General features: G+C 67.6%; 1 protein-coding gene. It reads right to left on the bottom strand.

Going from position 1 to position 20,737, the window contains the following annotated elements; translation table 11 throughout:
• Positions 1 to 56: 56 nt before the first annotated feature.
• Entirely contained in the window at positions 57 to 20,066 is a 20,010-nt protein-coding gene (locus POS17_RS14680) for an amino acid adenylation domain-containing protein (protein WP_060839239.1), read from the bottom strand.
• Between the last annotated feature and the right edge of the window lie 671 nt (positions 20,067 to 20,737).

Here is a 20,737-nt window from a genome sequence, read left to right as displayed (position 1 = left end):
GCTTCAACTTCCCTGTGACGCGTCTGCTGTAGGTGAATAAATAAGTGATGGGGCCGTCAGGTGATCGCGACCAGCGCCGCCAGCCGTTGCTCCAGCCGTTCCTGCAGCGCCGCCATGGCCCCGGAGCGGTGGCTGGACAGCCGGATCTGCTCGTGGCCCAGCAGTCCTGCCAGGCTGTCGATGGCGTCGATGTCGGAGCCCGGCAGCAGCGCGAGCAGCGCCAGTTGGTCCAGTCCGCCCGCCAGCAACTGTTCGAGGGCGCGCAGGCCTTCCTCGGGCTCGATGGAGCCCAGGCCCAGGGCCTTCATGCGTTCCCGGTAGCGGGCGTCGCTCACCGAGCCCACGCCGCCCCAGTAGCCCCAGTTGATCACCTTGACCGGGCACGACCAGCGCGCCCGAAGCTGGTCGGCAAAGGCATCGGCGAAGGTGCAGCCGGCCGCGTAGTTGCCTTGGCCGGCGGCCGTGGTGAAGGACATCATCGAGGAGAAGAACAGCACGAAGTCCAGCTGCGCGGCGCTGTCACCAAAGGCCCGGGCCAGGGCCACGCTGGTGGCGACCTTGGCCTCCAGGACCTGGCTGAAGGTCGACTCGTCCATGTTGGCCAGGCTGTGATCCTTGAGCACGATGGCCGAGTGCACCACGCCATTGATGGGGCCGAAGCGCTCGATGATCTGCTGCCGGGCCGCGGCCAACTGCAGGTGGTCCGTGGCATCGGCCTGCAGGTAGACCGGCGCGGGCCCTGCGTGCATCAGGCTGATGGCCGTCAGCTCATCGAGCTTGGCGGCGATCTGCGCATCCAGCGCGCGCCGGCCGATCCACACCACCCGGGCGCGATGCTGGCGAATCAGGTGCTGGCTCCAGACCGCGCCAATCCCGCCGGCACCACCAATCACCAGGTACACCCCGCCGTCCCGATAGACCGGCAACCGGGCCGGCACGGAGGCCGCCTGCACCCGTGCCAGCTGGCGCTGCCGCCATTGGCCGTGACGCAGGGCCAGCAGCTCGCCGCTCGCCAGGGCGGCAAACGGCGCTGTCGCCAGGCGGTCCAACTGCTCGTCCGCGAGGTCCGCCAGGTGCACTGTCCAGTGCGGGTACTCCTTGGCCAGCGAGCCGGCCAGCCCATGCACCGCCGCATGCACCGCCTGGCAGGGGTCGCCCGGGCCGGTGCTCACCGCGCGGTCGGTGATCAGGCTCAGGCGCAGCGGCCGCCGACCGTAGCCCTGGTTCAGCAGTGCCTTGATCAGCCGGAACAGCGCCAGCACGCCCTGCTGTTGCGCGGCGACCGGATCCGCGTCGGCCTCCACCGCAGGCGCCAGCCACATCACCTCGGCCCATTCAGCGTCGGCCAGCAGTTCGGTCGCGGCGCTGTCCGGTCCGCCTGGCACCAGGCGCGCCCGGGGATAGAGCCCGGCCAGCGCCTGATGACGCGAGGGGCTCACGCCGAAGATCAGCATCGCGCCCTGCCCGTCCGGCCGCGGCTGCTGTTGGGCCTCGACCACCGACCAGACCGGTGCCAGCAACTGCTGGACCGGCGTTGCCGGTGGTTGCTGCAGCAACGGGCCGAGGGATCGGGCACAGAACCCTTCCAGCCGGGCGCACAATTGCCCCTGCTGGTCACAGAGCTCGATGTCGATCCGGCCCGCGCTGTCGTGCCGGTCGCCACGCAACAGGGCCCACATCTGCCGCGTGCAAGGCGCAAGGATTTCCAGGCGCTGCAAGGCAAAGGGCATCAGCAGCGACAACGGCGCCGCCGGCCCGGCGTCCAGAGGCAGCAGCATGCCGATGGCGGCCTGCAGCGCGCTGTCGGTCATGCCGGGCTCCAGCCAGCAGTCGCCAACGGCCTGGATACCCTCAAGGTCCAGCTGTGCCAGCACCTCGCGCCGGCTGCCCTGCTGCGCGATCAGCAACTGGCGGATGCCGCGATGGCTGGCACCGTAGGCCAGGCCCATGGCCTCGAACAGCCGATAGACCTCGTCGCTGTCGAGGCTGCGCTGCCAGGGGCGCTCGCGCCAGTGCGCCAGATCCAGGCGCTCGGCCGCAGGCGCGGCCTCGCCCGTCACCCGGGCCTGACAATGCAGCACCGGTTGCGCCCCCGCGTCATCGTCGCTGAGAAGGGTTACCACCCAGTGGCCGTCCAGCGCTTGCAGGTTGACCCGCAGGCACCGCGGCGCGGACCCGACGGTCAAGGGCGCCAGCCAGTTGAGCTGTTCGATGACCATGGCCCGTGCCTGGCCGTCCCCCCGAGCCTGGCTCACCGCGGCGCGGATGATTTCCAGGCAGGCCGCTCCGGGCAGGGTTTTGCTCGCGTTCACCACATGGTCAAGCAACCACGGCTCCTCGCCGTTGCAGAGGCAGGTGAACTGGTGCCCGTCGCCGGTGGCAGTGTGGCTGTGCAGCCAGGGATGGACCCTGGTCGCCGCCGGCAAGCCCTTGGCCGCCGTGGGCGCCCAATACCGCTCGGTGGCGAAGGGATAGGTCGGCAGGCTGATGCGTTGCGGCCGCTGGCGGTCCGGCGCGCGCAATGCGTTCCAGTCGATGCGCAGGCCGGCGCTCCACAACGCCAGCAGGGCTTGCAGTTCGCCATTGGCGTAGAGCTGGGCCAGATGCTCATGTTGCAGGGTGCGCGAACGGTTCTTGAAGGGTTCGAGGGCGGCGCTGCCGGTCTGGGTGTCACCGCAGATCCAGCCACGGTCGTCGCCGCCGGCCAGACCGCGCAAGGCGTCGAGCAGCTGTTGGGCGTCGGTCGCGATCAACGCGGCGCGATGCTCCATGGCCTCGCGCCCGACCTGCAAGGTCCAGGCAATCGCGTCCAGGCGCTGCGGCGCCTGCTGCAAGTGCTCTAGCAGTCGGCTGGCGATCTGGCGCAGCTGTCCGGGCTCGCGGGCCGACAACAGGATCATCTGCGGCCGGCCATCGGGCTCCGGCTGCGGCCGGGTGCCGGCGTATTGCGCCACGATCAAGTGGGCGTTGGATCCGCCCGCGCCAAACGAGGACAGCCCGGCAATCCGCGGTCGCAGCCGCCCCTCATGGGACGGCTGTGGCCAGTCGCGCAGGTGCTGGTTGACCTCGAACGGCGTGGCGGCAAAGTCGATAAAGGGGTTGAGGGTCCGGGAATGCAGCGACGGCGCGATTTTTCCGTGCTTGAGCTGCAACAGCACCTTGGTCAGGCCGGCGATACCGGCGGCGGCCTCGCAGTGGCCGATGTTGGATTTCACCGAGCCGATCCAGCAGGTCTGCCCCGCTGCCCGCGGTCCCAGGGCGTTGGCCAGGCCGGCGATTTCGATCGGGTCGCCCAGACGGGTGCCGGTGCCATGGGCCTCGATGTAGCTGATGGCCGCCGGATCGACATTCGCGTCCTTGAGCGCGCCGCTGATGGCGGCCTGCTGCGCCCGTGGATCGGGCACGCTGTAGCCGGTGCTCTTGCCGCCGTGGTTGAGGTAGCTGCCCTTGATCAGCCCGTGGATCTGATCGCCATCGCGCTCGGCGTCCGCCAGGCGCTTGAGCACCACCACGCCCACGCCCTCGCCCGGTACATACCCGTCACCGCCCTCGCCGAAGCTGGCGCACTGGCCCTGGTTGGAAATGAACTGGCCGCTGCTGAGCATCAGGTACTTGTTGGGGTGCAGCGTCAGGTTGACGCCACCGGCAATGGCCATGGCCGTGCGGCCGCTGTGCAGATCCTGGCAGGCCAGGTGCAGCGCGGTCAGCGAGCTGGAACACATCGAGTCCAGCGACAGGCTCGGGCCTTGCAGGTTGAGGCAGAACGACACCCGGTTGGCGATGCTCGCGCTGGAACCGGCAAAGCCCATGCGCTCGCCGCGCAGGCTGGCTTCGGCGCCCAACAGTTGATACTCGCTGTACATCACACCGGCGTAGACGCCGACCTGCAGCATCGGCTCCGGTGCTCCGGCGCCGAGCTGACGGCTGTAGCCGGCGTCCTCCATGGCCGCCCAGGCGGTTTGCAGGAACAGCCGCTCCTGGGGGTCGATCAGCTCGGCTTCCAGGGGCGAGATATTGAAGAACAGCGGATCAAACTGATCGATGCCGTCGATAAAGCCGCCCCACTTGCTGTTGTGCACCCCGCTCTGCCCGCGGTCGCTGCTGTAGTAGTCGCGCCAGTCCCAACGCTCGGGCGGCACTTCGCCAATGCTGTTCCTGCCCTGGCTGAGGTTCTCCCAGAAGGCTTCGAGGGTCGGGGCGCCGGGGTAGCGCCCGGCAATGCCGATGATGGCGATGTCGTCCCGCGAGGCGGCGCTCGACGGCTGCGGCGACCACGGTTTGTCGAACAGCCGGCGTTGCAGCGCCGGGGCGCTGGGCAGCGGTTCGCCAGGCGCCTGGGCCGCAGTCGGGGCCAGGTAGCCGGCCAGGGCATGCAGGCTGGAGTACTCGAACAGCAGCCCCGGCGGCAACGCGCCAAAATGCCCTTCCAGGCGACGTGTGAGTTCAAGTACCTGCACCGAATCGATGCCGAAGTCCTCGAAGCAGCGCTGCTCGTCGATCTGCTCCGGCGGCGTGTGCAAGGCGCTGGCCAGCAAGGTGCGCAGTTGTGCGCTGGTCGAGGTCTGTGGCGCGCGGCTCATCGGCCGCGTGGCCAGGTGCTCAACCAGTGCCTGCAGGCTGGGGTATTGGAAGAACAGGGTCCTGGACAGCGCGCCGAAGCGTTTTTCCAGGACGGCAGTCATCTCCATGATCATCAGCGAGTCGATGCCGTACTGCTCGAACGGCACCTCGTTGTCCAGTCGCTCCGGGCGAATCTTCAGGGTCCGGGCCAGCAGCTGGCGCAGCCAGGGCAGCAGTGCCTCTCCCTCCAGCGGGGCTTGCTCCACCGCCACTGGCGCGGGCGGCCGGAGCAAGGCAAGGAGCTTTTCCCGGTGGCCGGCCAGCACCATCAGTTGGTCATCATCGCGCTGCAGGGCGTGATAGAAGGCCTGGACGCCGGTGGCGCTGGCCATGGCCTCAATACCACTGCGCTGCGCCAGCAGGCGCCGCGCCGTATCGCTCATGTGCAAGCCGCCTTCCAGCCATAACGGCCAGTTGATCGCCAGGGTGCGGCCGTGTCGCGTGCCGGCCGCGACCTGCCGGTTGCGCAGGCTGGCGAAGGCGTCCAGATAGCCATTGGCGGCGGCGTAGTCGGTCTGCCCCGCGTTGCCCAGCACACTGGCGATCGAGGAGTACAACACGAAGAAATCCAGGGCCAGCCCGGCGCTGCTGCGATCCAGGTGCTGCACGCCGTCGACCTTGGCCGCGAACACCGCGGCAAAATCTGCCTTGGGCTTGTCCGCCAGCAAGGCGTCACGGGTGATGCCCGCGCAATGCAGGATGCCGTGCAAGGCGCCGTAGTCAGCGACCAGGTCGCTGATCAAGCGTTCAACCTGAGCGGCGTTGGCCAGGTCCACGGCGCGGTAGTCGACAGCCTCCCCCAGCTGCACCAGCTTGGCCTGCACGGCGGGATCGCCAGCTGGCGTGCGGCCGCAGAGCACCACCCGGGCCTGGGGCGCCGCGGCCAGCAGCGCCTGCGCCATGACTGCGCCGACCCCGCCCAAGCCACCGCTGATCAGGTACACCCCGTCTGGCCGCCAAGGCGCGGGGGCCGCGTACAGGGGTTGGGGTTGCCAGCTCAGCTGCTGACGGCGCAGGGTGCCCGCCTGCGCCAGATAACGCAGGACGCACTCGTTGGGGGCGGCGGCCTCGGCGGCCAATGCGCTGAGCAGTTGCGGGGCCTCGAGCGCCGGTGCCACTTCGATCAATTGCCCGATCAACGCCGGCTGTTCACGGCTGACGCTGGACAACAGGCCGCCCAGGCCACGATAGCCCTGGGCATCGTCCGCCGGGACCAGCAGTTGAATCAGGCAGGGCTGCGCAGCGCCGAGCAAGGCTTGCAGCTGCTCGGCGAGCGCCAGCGCGGCTTGTGGGTAGTCAGCCGCAGGCAAGGCGCAATGGTCGATGCCCCGCGCCTGCAGGCCCTGGGCCAGGTCGGCAAAGGCGCGATGATGGCCCAGGCTCAGCACCCGGTGCGCCACCCCCGGCGTGGCTAGCGCCGTGGCCGGCAGCGCGTCGTCCCATTGCTTGTGGCACAGCAGCGCGGTGCTGGCACCCTGGTGGTGATCGCTCAGGGTCCTGAACGCCAGTTGATGGAGGGTTGCACAGCACTGGCCATGCTCGTCGAACAGTGCCAGGTCGAACAGATGGCCGTCCGTGGTGCTGCCGCTGCGGCGTATCTGCACCTGCAGGGCGGCCGGGCAGTCGGCGAACAGCACGCACTGGCCCAGGGTCGCCGGCAGCAGCAAGGCCGGCGTGTCCCCCAGCTCTTCCAGCAGCAAGGCCATCACGCCTTGCATGGCGCCATCCAGCAAGGCCGGATGCAGGGCAAAACCGTCAGTCAGCGCCGGGTCCTGCAGAGCGATCCGCGCCAGTACCTGATCGTCCTGGCGCTCCAGCGACAGCAGCCGCCGGTACCCCTGGCCATACTCGATGCCCATGGCGGCAAAGCGCTGGTAGCAGGCCTCGACCTCCACCACCCGGGCACCGACGCCGTTGAATTCAAGCCCGGGGGCCATGACCACGGCATAGCGGGCCCGGGCCTGGGCATGCAGTTGCAACTGGGCGTCAGGGTCGTAGGAGTAGATCCCGACCTGGTACTCGCCCTGCGCCGGCATGGTCAGTTCCAGGAACAGCTCGCCGTTGTTGGCCGCGTCGACGCTGAACGGCTGGCGCCAGGCCAGATCCTCTATCACCAGCGCCCTGCCCGCCGGCACCGGAGCGCCCAGGGCGTTGCTCAGCGCCGCCTGGATCAGGCTGACCAGCGCCGCGCCCGGGAGCACGCCCTGGCCATTGACCTGGTGCTCGGCCAACAGGCTTTCGCTGCCGCTGAACCGGCTCAGGTAACGCAAGCCGCGCAGGTCCGACACGTTGCGATGCAGCAGTGGATGCAGGCGTTCCTCGACGGCGCCGGGCACCCCAGCCGCGGCCAGCGGCGTCTGCCAGTAGCGCTCGCGGGCAAAGGGATAGCCCGGCAGGCTCAATGGCGCGGGCGTGCCCTGGGGGTACATCAGTTGCCAGTCCAGCACGGCGCCGTCGAGCCAGGCGTCGAGCAGGCGTTGCTGTGCCCCGGCGTCGAGTACCCGGCCGATGTCGAAGTCCGGCGCCTGAGCCTCGGGCTTCTGCCGGCCACGGCCCGACGTGACGCCGGCGCTGAGCAACTGCTCCAGGCCGGCCTTCAACTGGGCCAGGGAACTCACCCACCAGCCATGGCGATGCTCCATCGCCTCGCGCGCCACTTGCAGGGTGAAGGCCAGTGCCGGCAGATCGGCCTCGACCAGTGGCCCCTGGGCCAATTCGTCGAGCAACAGCCGGGCTTGCTGCAGCAGCTGCTCGGCGCTCTTGGCCGACAACAGGATCAGCACCGGGCGTTGCTCGTCGACCACCCTCGGTGGCCGTACCCGCAGGTCTTCGTATTCTTCGATCACCACATGGGCATTGGCGCCTCCGGCACCGAAGGAGGACACCGTGGCGATGCGCTTGAATGTCTGCGGCACCCCGTCGATCAGCACCTGCGGCCGCGGCCACTCGGCCAGCGTGCGCTGCACGGCAAACGGAGTGTTGGCGAAATCGATGTGCGGGTTGGCGGTATCGGCGTGCAGCGATGGCACCAGCTGGCGGTGCTGCAGTTGCAACAGCACCTTGGTGATACCGGCGATACCCGCTGCGCTTTCGCAATGGCCGATATTGCTCTTGATCGAGCCGATGGCGCAGTACTGCGTCCCGGGCGTTGCCCCGCTGCTGCTGAAGGCCCGGGCCAGGCCGGCGATCTCGATCGGATCGCCCAGCGCGGTGCCGGTGCCATGGGCCTCGACATAGCTCACGGCCCTGGCGTCGACCCCGGCCCGGGCCAGCGAATCCACCACCAGCCGGCTCTGGGCCAGGGGATTGGGCACGGTGTAGCCGTTGGTCTTGCCCCCGGCATTGATCATGCTGCCCTTGATCACGCCGTAGATCCGGTCGCCATCGGCCTCGGCCTGCGCCAGCGGCTTGAGCAGCAGTGCGCCCACGCCTTCACCGGCGACAAAACCATCGGCATCGGCACCGAAAGCCTTGCAGTGCGGGCCTGGGGACAACATCTGCATTTCGCTCAGGCCCATGTAGTGCACCGGGTCCACCAGCAGGCTGACCCCACCCACCAGGGCGCAGTCGCTGTCGCCGCGCTCCAGGCTTTGCAGCGCCAGATGCAGTGCGGTGATCGACGAGGAACAGGCGGTGTCCACCGCCAGGCTCGGGCCCTGGAAGTTGAACTGGTATGACACTCGGTTGGCCACCGACCAGTAACTGGACTGGTGGCTGTAGGTACCGTTCATCACGCCGACAAACACCCCGACCCGCTGCCGCTCGGCCAGGCGTGCCGGGGTATAGCCGGCATCGCTGATGCAGTGATAGGCCTCTTCCAGGAACAGCCGCTCCTGGGGGTCCATTTTCAGGGCTTCGCGGGGCGAAATGTGAAAGAACAGCGGATCGAACCGATCGATCTGGCCAATGAAACCGCCCCATGGCGTATAGATGCGACCTGCCGTTCCCGGGGTCCGGTCAAAGTACCGGCGCCAGTCCCAGCGTTCGGCCGGCACTTGGGCAATGCAGTGCTCCCCGGCCTTGAGGTGTTGCCACAGCTGGCGAACGTTGTCGGACCCGGCGTAGCGCCCTGACAGCCCGACGATGGCGACGTCGCTGTGGCGCTGCTGCGCCGCTGGCGGCTCGGGAGGACGCTTGGCAAAGCGCGACGGGACCGGCGTGAACAAGGGCTCGACCGGCGCCCTGGCCGGTGGCGCGCCGCTGGCCGGCGCCGGATCCAGTCCCAGCAGCTGTTGCAGCCGGTCTTTCTGGGTGGCGAGAAAATGCTCCGCCAATGCCTCGATGGTCTGGTATTCGAAGAACAGCGTACTGCTGACCCCAGCCAACTGGTCCCGCAGCAGGTTGGTCAGTTGCACCACCAGGATCGAATCGATGCCATAGGTTTCCAGCGCCTCGCGGGCGTCGATCTGCTCGGGCTCGATCTTGAACAGCCCGCCAATCACCTGCTTGAGGTAGCGCACCGTCTCGGCTTTGAGCCGGCTGCTGCTCACCTCGCCCAGCGCCGCGGGGCTGATGCCCGGTTGCGGCGCCCGGGGTGCCAGGGGCGCCTGGGCCACCACCGTTTCACGCCGCACCGGCGCAATACGGGGCGCTTCGGCGCGCTCGGGGCGCTCCTGCCAGACCAGGCCGTTGCTCTGGGCGATGACGATCTGCTGCCCCAGGTCGTGCTCGGCCAGCGCCGGGAAATGCACCTGCCGATAGCCTTCGCTTTCCAGCACCTGCTTCCACTGCCGGGGGGCCAGTGCCGGGCCGCCCGGCAGGCGATGCTGCGGGTCGTCGAACAGCCACCAGCCCTTGAGCAGGCCGAAGGTCAGGTGAGTGAACAGGCCATTGCGGGCAATCTCGTTGATCAGCAGCAGGCCGTTGTGCTTGAGCGCGGCCTTGGCATTTTTCAGGGCGCGGCGCAGGTCCGGCGTGGCGTGCAGAACGTTGGTGGCGATCACCAGGTCATAGGCGCCGGCCTTGATGCCCTGGGCGGCCAGCGGCTGGTCGACGTCGAACAGTTGGTAGCTGAGGTACGGGGCATGCGGGCCATAGGCCTGCTGCGCGTGCATCAGGAACGCCTGGGAGACGTCGGTGTAGCAGTACTCGGCGATCTGCGCTTGCAGGGGCTGCAGTTTTTCAAAGGCGCGGGCACTGGTGCCGCCGGTGCCGGCGCCGATTTCCAGGATCCGGATCGAGGCCCGGGGATCCTGCTCCAGGCGGCCGCGGACAAATTCGAGCATGGCGTCGAGCAGCACTTCGTTGAAGAAGTCCGACACCGGGTTGTGTTTGTAGATGCCCTCGACCCTGGACATCGAGGCGTCGGGGAACAGCACGTCGGTGGCCGCGATCCGCCCGTCGAGGATCTGCGGCAAGACCCGCAGGGTCGCTTCGGCCAGCAGGGCCTCGGCCTTGAGGCTGGGGTGCTCGAGCCAGGCCGGCTGCTGCCGCGCCCATTCCTGCCACAGCGCCTCCAGGTCCAGGGGCTGCGGATTGGCGACCCGGCAGGTATCGCCTTCCAGCTGCACATAGCCGCGCTGCGCCAGTTCCTCAAGGCTCTTGGCGAACCAGCGTCGGTACAGCGGCAACACAGGGCTGTGCTGCTGCAACCGGGCAAGGGATTCGCACGCCTGGGTGAACAGGCCCAGTTGCTGCAACTGGGCATAGAGCAGGCGAACCTGCAGCTCATCCAGCGCCGCCCGTTGGGCCTGCACCTGCCCGACAACGCCGCGCACCTGCCGACTGTCCGGCCGCAGGCCGTGCAGGCGCCCGATCAACGATGGATAGGCCGGCGCCCGAACCTCGCCATATTCGCCGAACAGCCCGCCAGGATGACGGGCCAGCCCCAGGTGCTCGAAGGTTTCGCTCAAGCGCCCGCAGGTGCGCAGGAAGGTCAACTGGCTCAGCGGCGCGCCGTCGTCCGGGGCACCGAGCAGCGCGTCCAGGGCACGCATCGCCTGTTTGCCGTCGATGGAGCCCAGGCCAACCTCGGCCATGCGGCGCCGGTAGTCGTCGCTGGCCACCGAGCCGACGTCACCCCAGTAGCCCCAGTTGATGACTTTCACCGGGTAGCCGCGTTGTTGCCCCAGGGCCTGCGCGAAGGCGTTCTTGAAGGTACAACCGGCCGCGTAATTGCTCTGGCCCGCCGACTTGGTATAGCTCTGCAACGAGGAGAAAAACAGCATGAAGTCCAGGGGCTGGTGCTCGAACACCTCGGCCAGACGGGCACAGACATCGACCTTGGCGGCCAGCCCCGCGGCGAATTTCTGCGGCTGCATGCGTGCCAGGCTTTGATCCTCCAGCTGGATCGCGGCGTGGATCACCCCATGAATCCGCCCATGCTCGGCCAGCACCTGGGTCACTGCCTGCTGCAGCGCGGCGTGGTTGCCGGCATCGGCGCTGATATAGCGTGGCGCCGGGCCCAACCGGGCCAGTTCACTGATGGCGGCGTCAATCCGCGCATCCTGCGGGCGGCGCCCGAGCCAGATGACCTGGGCGCCACGGGTGCGGATCAGGTGTTCGCTCCACAACCGGCCAATGCCGCCGGCACCGCCGACGACCAGGTACACCCCGGCGTCGCGATACAGGCTTTCGCCCTCGCCGCCCCGCTCCAGCGGCACCAGGCAGGGCGCAAGATACGGGCGATACCAGACATCGTCGCGACAGGCCAGGGGCTCGCCCCGGGGATCGGCGGGCAGTGACAGGGGGTCCAGGCTCGGCCAGCTGTCGCCGGCCGGCAGGTCCACCACGCACACCGGCCAATGGCTGTACTCCTTGGCCAGGACCCCCATCAGCCCGTGAAGGCTGGCGTGAGCGGGCGCCACGGGTTCATCGGTGGCCTGTTGCAGCGGGCTCGCCGCGCCGAACACCGTCAGGGTGGCGCGGGTGATGAGCGTCCAGGCCAGCGGCTGCTGGTCCAGGCCCAGGAGCAGCAACGCCTTGATCAAGCGAAAACAGCTCAACACCCCGGACTGCTGCGCGTGGATCAGTTGCTCGGCGCTGGTGTGCGCCGCCATGGCGCTGGGTGCCAGCCACAGCAGGTGCTCCAGCGGGCCGGCCTCGCGCAGCCGCGCGGCGAGCGTTTCGATGGATTCGCTGCCGTCCAGCAACATCGACGCCCGCTGCGGATAGCGCGCCGTCAACTGTTGCAGGCCTTGCGGGTCATTGGCGATCAACAGCACCCGGGCGGCGCCGGACGGCAAGGGCTGAGGCTCGACCCGCTGCCATTTCTCCAGCAGGCAAGCGTCCGTCTGCCCGCGGTCGTCGAGCATCACCTCCAGCGCCGACGGCGCTTTCATCTCCCGCAGGGCAAAGCCGTGCAGCGCAACGCAATGCTCGCCCTGCTGGTTGTAGATATCGATATCGAAAACCCAATGCCCGGCCGCGCTGGCCTGCGCCACAGGCCGCACCCAGGCCCAGACCTGCTCCCCCAGGGCCGCACCGCTGTGCTCTAGCCGGTCCAGGGCAAAGGGCACCCGGGTCTGCTGCCGTTGCACCGTTGCGCCTTGCGCAAGCGGGTCGGCGACCAGCAGGCCCAGGGTGCATTGCAAGGCGCCGTCCATCAGGCTTGGGTGCAGGACAAATTGCCGGTGATCGGCCTTCAGTGATGGCGGCAACTGGATCTGCGCCAGCAACTGTCCGCCGCTGCTGTGCAGTTCGCGGACCGTCCGGTGGCTGGGGCCGTAGTGGATGCCGACGCTGTCGAACTGGCGGTACAGCGCCTCGGCGTCCAGGCACGGGCCGTTGATCCTGGCCTGCAGCGATGCCAGTGACGCCAGGGGTTCCATGGGTTCCTGCTGCCATTGCGCCTCGCCCTGGCAGCACAGGGCCTGGGTCTGCTGTTGGAGAATCGCGAAAGTCAGGCGATGGGCGTCCACGGCATTGATCTGCACCTCAAGCGTAACGGGCGCCTGATCCTGCTCGCTGAGCGTCAGCGGTTGCGACCACACCAGGTGGCACAGGCTCACCGCTCCGGCGAGTGCCTGATCCCCCAGGGAGCGACTGACCGCCTCGCGGGCCATTTCCAGGTAGGCCACGCCAGGCAGGACTTTGTGCTCGTGCACCCGATGATCGCGCAGGAAGAACTCTTGACCGCTGAATACCGAGGTGAATTTCTGCTGCGTCAGGTCGGAGACATTGCGTTGCAGCAAGGGGTGCAGCCGGGCTTCGCCGAGCCCCTGGACCGGCGGCGGCAACTGGAGGTCGCCGGACACCCAGATCCGCTCGCGGGCAAAGGGATACCCCGGCAGGCTGATGCGCCGGGCACTGCCCAGGGGCGCCCCCAGCAGCGCCCAATCGAACGTCAGCCCCCTGACCCACAATTCCAGCAGTTTTGCGTATTTGCCTTTGTCGGCCCAGGCCGCCAGGGTCGCTTGCATGTCCTCATCGTGGGCCAGCACGGCCATCGCGGCCTTGTTCTCCTGTACCCGCCCCAGATGCACGCCGTCGAAGCAGCCGAAGTGCTCAGGCGCCTTGAGCCATTGCTCCAGGCCCTGGGCCAGGCGCTCCTGCAGCTCGCTGATGGACGCTGCGGTGAACGCCAGGCGATATTCCATGGCCTCCCGGCCCTGCTGCAGGGTCAGGGCCAGGTCCGCCAGACGCGGCAGCTGGCCTTCGCGCTCGCGCCGCAACAGGCACTGCTGCAAACGTTCGATTTGCTGTTGCAGCTGCAACGGGGTGCGGGCCGACAGCACGATGATCGCCGGTGGCCCGGCCACCGGCGCTTCCCGCTCCGGCGCCAGGTACTGGGCGATGATCACATGGCCATTGGAGCCGCCGGAACCAAAGGACGACACGGACGCGGCCAGCGGGTAGTCGCGCTCCTGGCCATCCAGATTGAGCCGCGGTTGACGCCACTCTTGCAGTTGCTGCGGGATATGGAACGGCGATTGGCCAAAGGCGATGCCCGGGTTGAGTCGGCTCGAATGCAGCGACGCCACCAGTTGGCGGTGCTTGAGTTGCAGCAGCACCTTGGCCACCCCGGCGATCCCGGCGGCCGATTCCAGATGGCCGATATTCGATTTGGCCGAGCCCAGCGCGCACTGCTGTGCCCCCGCCGGTTCCCTGCCAAGGGCCGCACTGCGCCGGGCAAAGCCCTGTTGCAGGCCGCTGATTTCGATTGGATCGCCGAGTGCGGTGCCGGTGCCGTGGGCCTCGATGTAACTCAGCTCGCGGGGGTCCATGCCGGCCTTTTCCAGTGACTCGGCGATCATTGCCCCCTGGGCATTGGGGCTGGGCACGGTGTAGCCATGGGTCTTGCCGTTATGGTTGAGCGACGTTGCGCGGATCACCCCGTAGATGTTGTCGCCATCGGCCTGTGCCTGTGACAGGGGCTTGAGCAACACCGCGCCGGCGCCTTCGCCGGGGACGAAACCGTCGCCGCCTTCACCGAAACTGCGGCAGCGGCCATCGCTGGAGGACATGGTCAACTGCGACTGGATGAAGTACTTGTTCGGGTGCAGCGACAGGTTGACGCCGCCGGCCAGCGCCACCCGGCACTCGCCCCGTTGCAGGCTCTGCACCGCCAGGTGCAGCGCGGTCAGCGAGGAGGAACAGATGGTGTCGACCGCCATGCTCGGGCCGGTGCAGTCGAAGACGTAGGACACCCGGTTGGCAATCGAGCCGAAGGAGGAATCCACCGCGTCATCGGTGCAGTCGGCGGCGGCAGAACGGGTATAGAGCAGGTACTCGCCGTGCATCACCCCGACAAACACGCCCATTTTCCCCTGGTAATGGCGTTGCAGGCCGGCCCGGTCGTAGCCCGCGTCTTCCAGGGTGTGCCAGGCGGTTTCGAGGAAGATCCGTTCCTGAGGGTCCATGCGCTCGGCGTCGCGCGGTGAAATATTGAAGAACAGCGGGTCGAAGCGGTCGACAGCGTCGATGAATCCGCCCCACTTGGTGTTGATCTTGCCTTTTTGGCTGCGGTCGGGGCTGTAGTAAGGCTGGTGCTGCCAGCGCTCGCCGGGGATTTCGCTGATGCTGTCGACTGCGTTCTTCAGGTTGTCCCAGAAGCTGTCGATGTCCGGGGCACCGGGAAAGCGTCCGGCCAGGCCGATGATTGCAATTGGCTCGGCGTGCTCGTGGCGTCGCTCGCTGTCGGGACGCGGTGCCGCACGGCTGGCCGGGGCCGCCTGTGCCGCCGCGGCCGCGGGCGCTTGAACCCCGAGCAACTGGCGACTGCGCGACGGGTGCCGGGCAGCGAACCAGTTGGCCAGTGCGCTGATGCTCTGGTGCTCGAAGAACAGCGTGCTTGGCAAGTCCCCGAAGGCTTGGGCCAGTCGCTGGTTGAGGGTGGTGATCATCAGCGAGGTCAGGCCGTAGCGGTCGAAGCTTTCCAGGCTGTCGATGCTGCTCTCGGGTATGGCCGAGACTTTCGAGAAGTGCTGCGTGAGGTAGCCCTCCAGCGCCGTTTGCAGGCGCGGGTCCGTCACCGGCGTCGCCGCCTCGTCCTCGGCGGCGCCGGTGGCGATATGGCAATCGAGGCCGGCAAAGGGGTACGCCGCCAAGGCCACGCGCCGCCAGTCATGGCGGGCAATCTGCGACAGGTCGGTGTCACCGGCCACCCAACGCTGGCCGATGGTGCTCAGGGCAGCCCGATCGAGGCCGCGCAGGTCCGCTTCGGTGGCCAGCGGTGGCGCCGCTCTGGCATCGCTGCCACAGCGGGTCGAGCACTCCGACGCGGCCTTGAGCAAGGTCAGCAGTTCGGACTCGCTGTCGGCCACCAGCGCCAGCCGCTGGCCCAGTGCAACCCTGCCGACGCACAGGGTGTAGCTGATGTCTCCAAGGCGCGCGTCGCCCAGGCGACCGGCTTGAAGGTCGTCGGCGAACGCCCCGAGCAATTGCTCGAGCTGCGCGGCGCTGGCGGCGGAAAAGGGAAACAGCCAGGGCCCGCGCTGCTCGGGCGCGGCGACCTCAGGCGGCGGCGCTTCGAGGATCAGGTGGCCGGCGGAACCACTGGCTCCGAAGGCATTGATCAAGGCCCGTCGAGGGCCTTGCCAGTCACTCAAGGTGTCGGCAATGAGCAGCTGTTTGTGCTCCGGGCCGATCAGTGGGCTCAAGGGCACGCAGCCCAGGGTCGGGGCGATCTGGCGGTGCTCGAACTGCAGCAGGACCTTGGTGATCTGCGACAGCGCCGAGGCCGATTCAAGGTGGCCGATGTTGGCCTTGATCGAGCCGACTGGCAGTGGCGTATCGCCCTGGCGGTGGCCGAAGACCTTGGCCAGCGCCGCGAATTCGGCGCCGTCCGCCAGGCTGGCGCCGGGCGCGGCAGCCTCCACGTAGCCAATCGCCTCGGCGGACAACCCCGCCTGCTCCAGGGCCCGGCGCATCGAGGCGGCCTGAATCTCGGCGTTCGGCATGCCGTAGCGAAAGGTCTTGCCGCTGTGGCTGATCGCCGTGGCGCGGATCACGCCAAGGATCCGGTCACCGTCGCGGCGGGCGTCCTCCAGGGGGCGGATCAACAGCGCACCCACGCCCTCGCCTGCCACCCAACCGTTGGCGTGGAGACCGAACGGATGCGCCTGGCCCTCTGCGGACAACAGCTGCAAGGCGCTCAGCAGCTCCAGGTGCGACGGATGGCTGATCAGGTTGACGCCACCGACGATCGCCGCCTGGCACTCGCCCTGGCGAAGGCTGGTGCAGGCAAAATGCAGGGCGGTCATTGCCGAGGAACACGAGGTGTCGAACACCACGCTGGGGCCGCTGAAGTCATTGAAGAACGACACCCGGTTGGCGATGGCCGAATGGAACGAGGTGGCGCGCTCGCCCTGGTCGCCGGGCCGATGGTGCTGGTAGTCGCCCCACATCGCGCCGACAAACACCCCCACCCGCTCGGCCCGACGCTGCAGACCGGCGGCGGTATAGCCGCTGTTTTCCAGGCAATGCCAGACCGCTTGCAGGAACAATCGCTCCTGGGGGTCCAGGGTTTTCGCCTCGGCGGGGGTGATCTTGAACAACAGCGGATCAAACAACTGCTTGTCGGCCAGGGCGCCCACTGCCCATTGCGGCGAATCCGCGGCGCCTGGCGCGTCATGCAGCAGCGCTTGGCGGCTGAGTGTCTGGATCGACGAACGTCCGGCGCAAAGGTTGTGCCACAGCTCCCGGGGGGCGGCGGCGCCGGGGTAGCGGCCGCTGAGGCCGATGATCGCCAGCGCCCCCGCGTTCTCGGGCTCGCGGGCGGTCCAGGCTTCGTCCTCATTCCCAAGCTCAGGCTGCAGCTCCAGCCGTGGCCAGCCCGGCGGCAATCCCTGGCTGACGGCGCCGCCGACAAAGCTGTGCAACAGCTCCTGGTGTTCATCCAGGTGGAAGGCGCTGCGAACCTTGTCGAAATACATCGAACCGATGGGGCACAGCCCGATGCCGAACTCGGTCTGTTGTTCCAGCAGCAACTGGCCGATGCGTCCGGCCTGGAGCAGGTGGCGATAACGCCGCTCGGGGTCGTTGCCTGCCGAGCGAGCGGACACCAGGAATATCCGTAAGCGCGCCTGTTGCGCGTGCTTGCGATTGAACGGCGTGTAGCTGCGGTTGAACGCCAGCGGGTCGCCTTCGCCCAAGGGGCTCAGGCTGTGGCTGTCGGCGTGGTAGCGATAGAGGCCGGGCGGCGGGCACTGCGCCTGGGCCTGTTCGCTGCCGGCGGCCAGTTGCAGGTAGATCTCCAGGTCCTGCAGCGCGTCGGCGTGGTACAGGTGACGGGCATCCGGCCCGGCCCGCAACAGGCTCAACAATCGGCTCAACTGCGCCACGCTCAAGGCCTGGTCGCCGTATTGGCGCTTGGCGGCGCGCAGTTGCAGGGCGTCGGCGCTGATCGGTGCAGCGGGCAGATCGATGCCCCCTGCCCCGTGCTGCGGCAGGTCACTGCGAATCTGCCGCTGTTGCTGGTGCAAGCGCTCCAGCGCGTCCTTGCCCGGCAGGTCGAAACCATTGTTGCTGGCGGCCAGGAAGTCGTCGAAGCGCAGGCCGCAGCGCCCACTTGCAGCGCCACCCGAATCGCCGGGAATCAGGCAATGCAGCACCCGGTGGCTGGGCTCCAGCTTGCACAGCTGGGCAACCGATGCCGCGTCCACGTCTTGGCTCGGGACCAGGGCCAGGTCGAAGCCGGCCTGGTGCGACAGCAGCAACTGTTCGATATAGCCCGCCTCCAGCACCAGCAGCGCCGGGGCGGCGTGATTGTAGAGCGGCTCGATGGCGGCCATCTGGGCCACCAGAAACAGTGCAAAGCCGGCCTCGGCCAGGGCTGGCGAGCCCGGATCGGCCGGCACGCGGATCGGCAACAGGCGATTGAGCCGCGGCTGGTAGTACCAGGTGCCTGAGGGCAAGCCCTCGACCTGCCCCGGGGCCACATACAGGTAGCACTGGATGGCGTTGAGGCCGCCGGCCGAGGAATAGAGGTACTTGCCCTGGCCTGCCAGCGTCACCTCACGCAACAGCGAGAGCAGGCCCCCCAGCCGTTCAAGGCTGGGCGGCGCAACCTGGACGAGGCGTTGATAGGCGCGAGGATCAAAGTCCACCCTCTGCAGCTGGATCGGCTCCGGGGCGTCGCTTGGCGGCGTCGGGCAGGTCGTTGCCACGCCGGGCCGGTCGACGCTCGCAGCGTTGTTGTCGAGGATAAAGGCGATGACGGCAGCGATGCTCGGCTGTTCGAGAAATATCTCCACCGGCAGCGTGACCTGGTACTGCTGATGAATGCTGTGCACCGCTTGCACCAGGGTGAATGAGGTGGCGCCCTGATCGAACAGATCGTCGTCGACCGCCAGTTCATCAATCCCCAGCGCCTCGATGAAGTACGCCTGCAGCCAGGCGCTCAGTGCCTGGGGATCCAGGGTCGCGGCCCGGCGGCTGTCGGGCGCCGGGCCGTCGGTGGCCAGCAGCGCCTGGCGATCGGCCTTGCCGTGGGCCGTGACCGGAATCTGTTCGACGAACTGCACCCGATTGGGCGTCATGTACTCCGGCAGGCGCGACTTGACGAAATCGCGCACTGCCTTCTTGTCCAGCCCGTCGGCAACCACATAGGCCACCAGCTTCGGGTCTTCGCCGGCGGCATCCTGGACCAGCACCACCGCGTCGCTGATGGCCGGATGGCTGTTGAGGGTGCTTTCAATTTCGCCCAGTTCGATGCGAAACCCACGCAGCTTGACCTGGGAATCGAAACGCCCCAGCACTTCGATCTCGCCGTTGTCGAGGAAGCGCGCCTCGTCACCGGTGCGATACAGCCGGGCGTCGGGTGCTGCGCAGAACGGGTCGCGAATGAACTTCTCCGCCGTCAGTTGCGGCCGGTTGAGATAGCCCCGGGCCAGGCCGACACCGCCAATGCACAGCTCGCCGGTCTGGCCGATGGGCAGCGGATTGGCCTCGGCATCGAGGATGTGGATCTGGATATTGTCGATGGGCCGGCCAATGGGCACGCGCCGGTCCGGGCGCGGTTCGGCAGGCCACCAGGTGACGTCCACCGCCGCCTCGGTCGGGCCGTACAGGTTGTGCAGACGGGCCTGCAGCCGCGCACGAAACTGCAGCAGCAGCTCGTGGGTCAGGGCCTCGCCGCTGACGAAGACCTTGTCCAAAGAGCGACACTCGCCGACCGTCGGGTGCTTGAGGAAGAAGCGCAGCATGGACGGCACGAAATGGCAGATGGTGATCTGCCGCGCCTGGATGAGCTCCACCAGGTAGTGGGCGTCCTTATGGCCTTCGGGCCTGGCCATGACCAGACAGGCGCCGCTGAGCAACGGCAAAAACAGCTCCCAGACCGAGACATCGAAGGTGAAGGGCGTCTTCTGCAGGATCCGGTCCTGTGGCCCCACCCCATAGTGACGCTGCATCCACAGCAGCCGGTTGCAGATGGCCTTGTGCGGCAACATGCAGCCTTTGGGGCGCCCGGTGGAGCCCGAGGTGTAGATCACATAGGCCAGATCTTCAGGGCGGTTGACCGGCGCGGGATTATCCTCGCAGGCGTGCAGCTCCTCACTGGCGGGGTCATCCAGACAGAGCACTTCAATGCCATAGGCAGCGAGCCGCTGGGCAAAGCGTTGTTGTGTCAGTACCACGCCGACCGAGGCGTCTTCGATAAGCAGGGCCAGGCGCTCTTCGGGGTAGCCCGGGTCCAGCGGCAGGTAGGCGCCCCCCGCCTTGAGGATCGCCAGCAAGGCGATCATCAGCTCCAGTGAACGCTCCATCTGCACGCCCACCAGGCTGTCGGGCCCGACGCCGAGCTCGCGCAGGTAGTGCGCCAACCGATTGGCCCGACGATTCAACTGGCTGAAACTCAGGCGCTGCTCGTCGAAGCACAGGGCCACGGCATCGGGGCTGCGCTCCACCTGTTGCTCGATCAACTGCTGCAGGCACAGGTCCAGCGGATACTCGTGGCGGGTGTCGTTCCAGCCGGCAATCGTCGCACTTTCCCGGGCTTGATCAGCCTCCGGGGCTGCGGACGAAGGGCTCTGTGGACCCGCTTGGGTTGGGTTGTTATCAGACACTGCGCGACTTCCCTGTCAGGTTGGGCCGATGTCATCGGCGACTGTTGATCCGTGTCATCCCGTCAGCGCGGCACGCGGCGACCAGCGCGTTGCCATGCCGTGTTGCGGATTACCTGGGAGCGTTCGGATTCTTCGTGCAGCTAATGCTTGATGGGCGCCCTGCAGCGCGACCCCAGCGGCCGCTCAACGGCACTGGCGACAAGCCTTCGGGGGCCTGCCTGGGAGAAGAAAAGCGCAAAGCAGCCGCCGGCCCTGGCGCAATAGCCAGGGTTGGGGCTGTTCAACGTGGATTCAGTGGAGAGCAAGGCCAACACATCCGTGTACCTGAACACAGTAATTCCCTATTGCCAGTGAGTGTCTGAGGCTGGTCAGCAACAACGATGCCTGCCTGGCGTCATTGTTGTTTCACACCACTTGGGGCGTATTTATCGCCTGCTTGCGCCTGCAGGTTCAGGTTGCTTCCTGCAGGACAACGGTACGAGCGTAGTAGCCGCGGATGAGCTGTCAAACCCGAATGCAAACACTTTACACATCGAGGCCCCATGGCCTGCCCGGACCTCACCCGACAGACTGCCGCCACCCCCGGCGCGGCTCTGTTTCAAGGGTTGCGAGCCGTCGCGGAAGGCTCTTCGACGCCACAAAAAAATTCACAATTGAAAATTTTCGGATCG

The sequence above is a fragment of the Pseudomonas sp. Os17 genome (genome assembly GCF_001547895.1).
GTDB lineage: Bacteria > Pseudomonadota > Gammaproteobacteria > Pseudomonadales > Pseudomonadaceae > Aquipseudomonas.
This window is presented reverse-complemented; position numbering and strand designations above follow the sequence as displayed.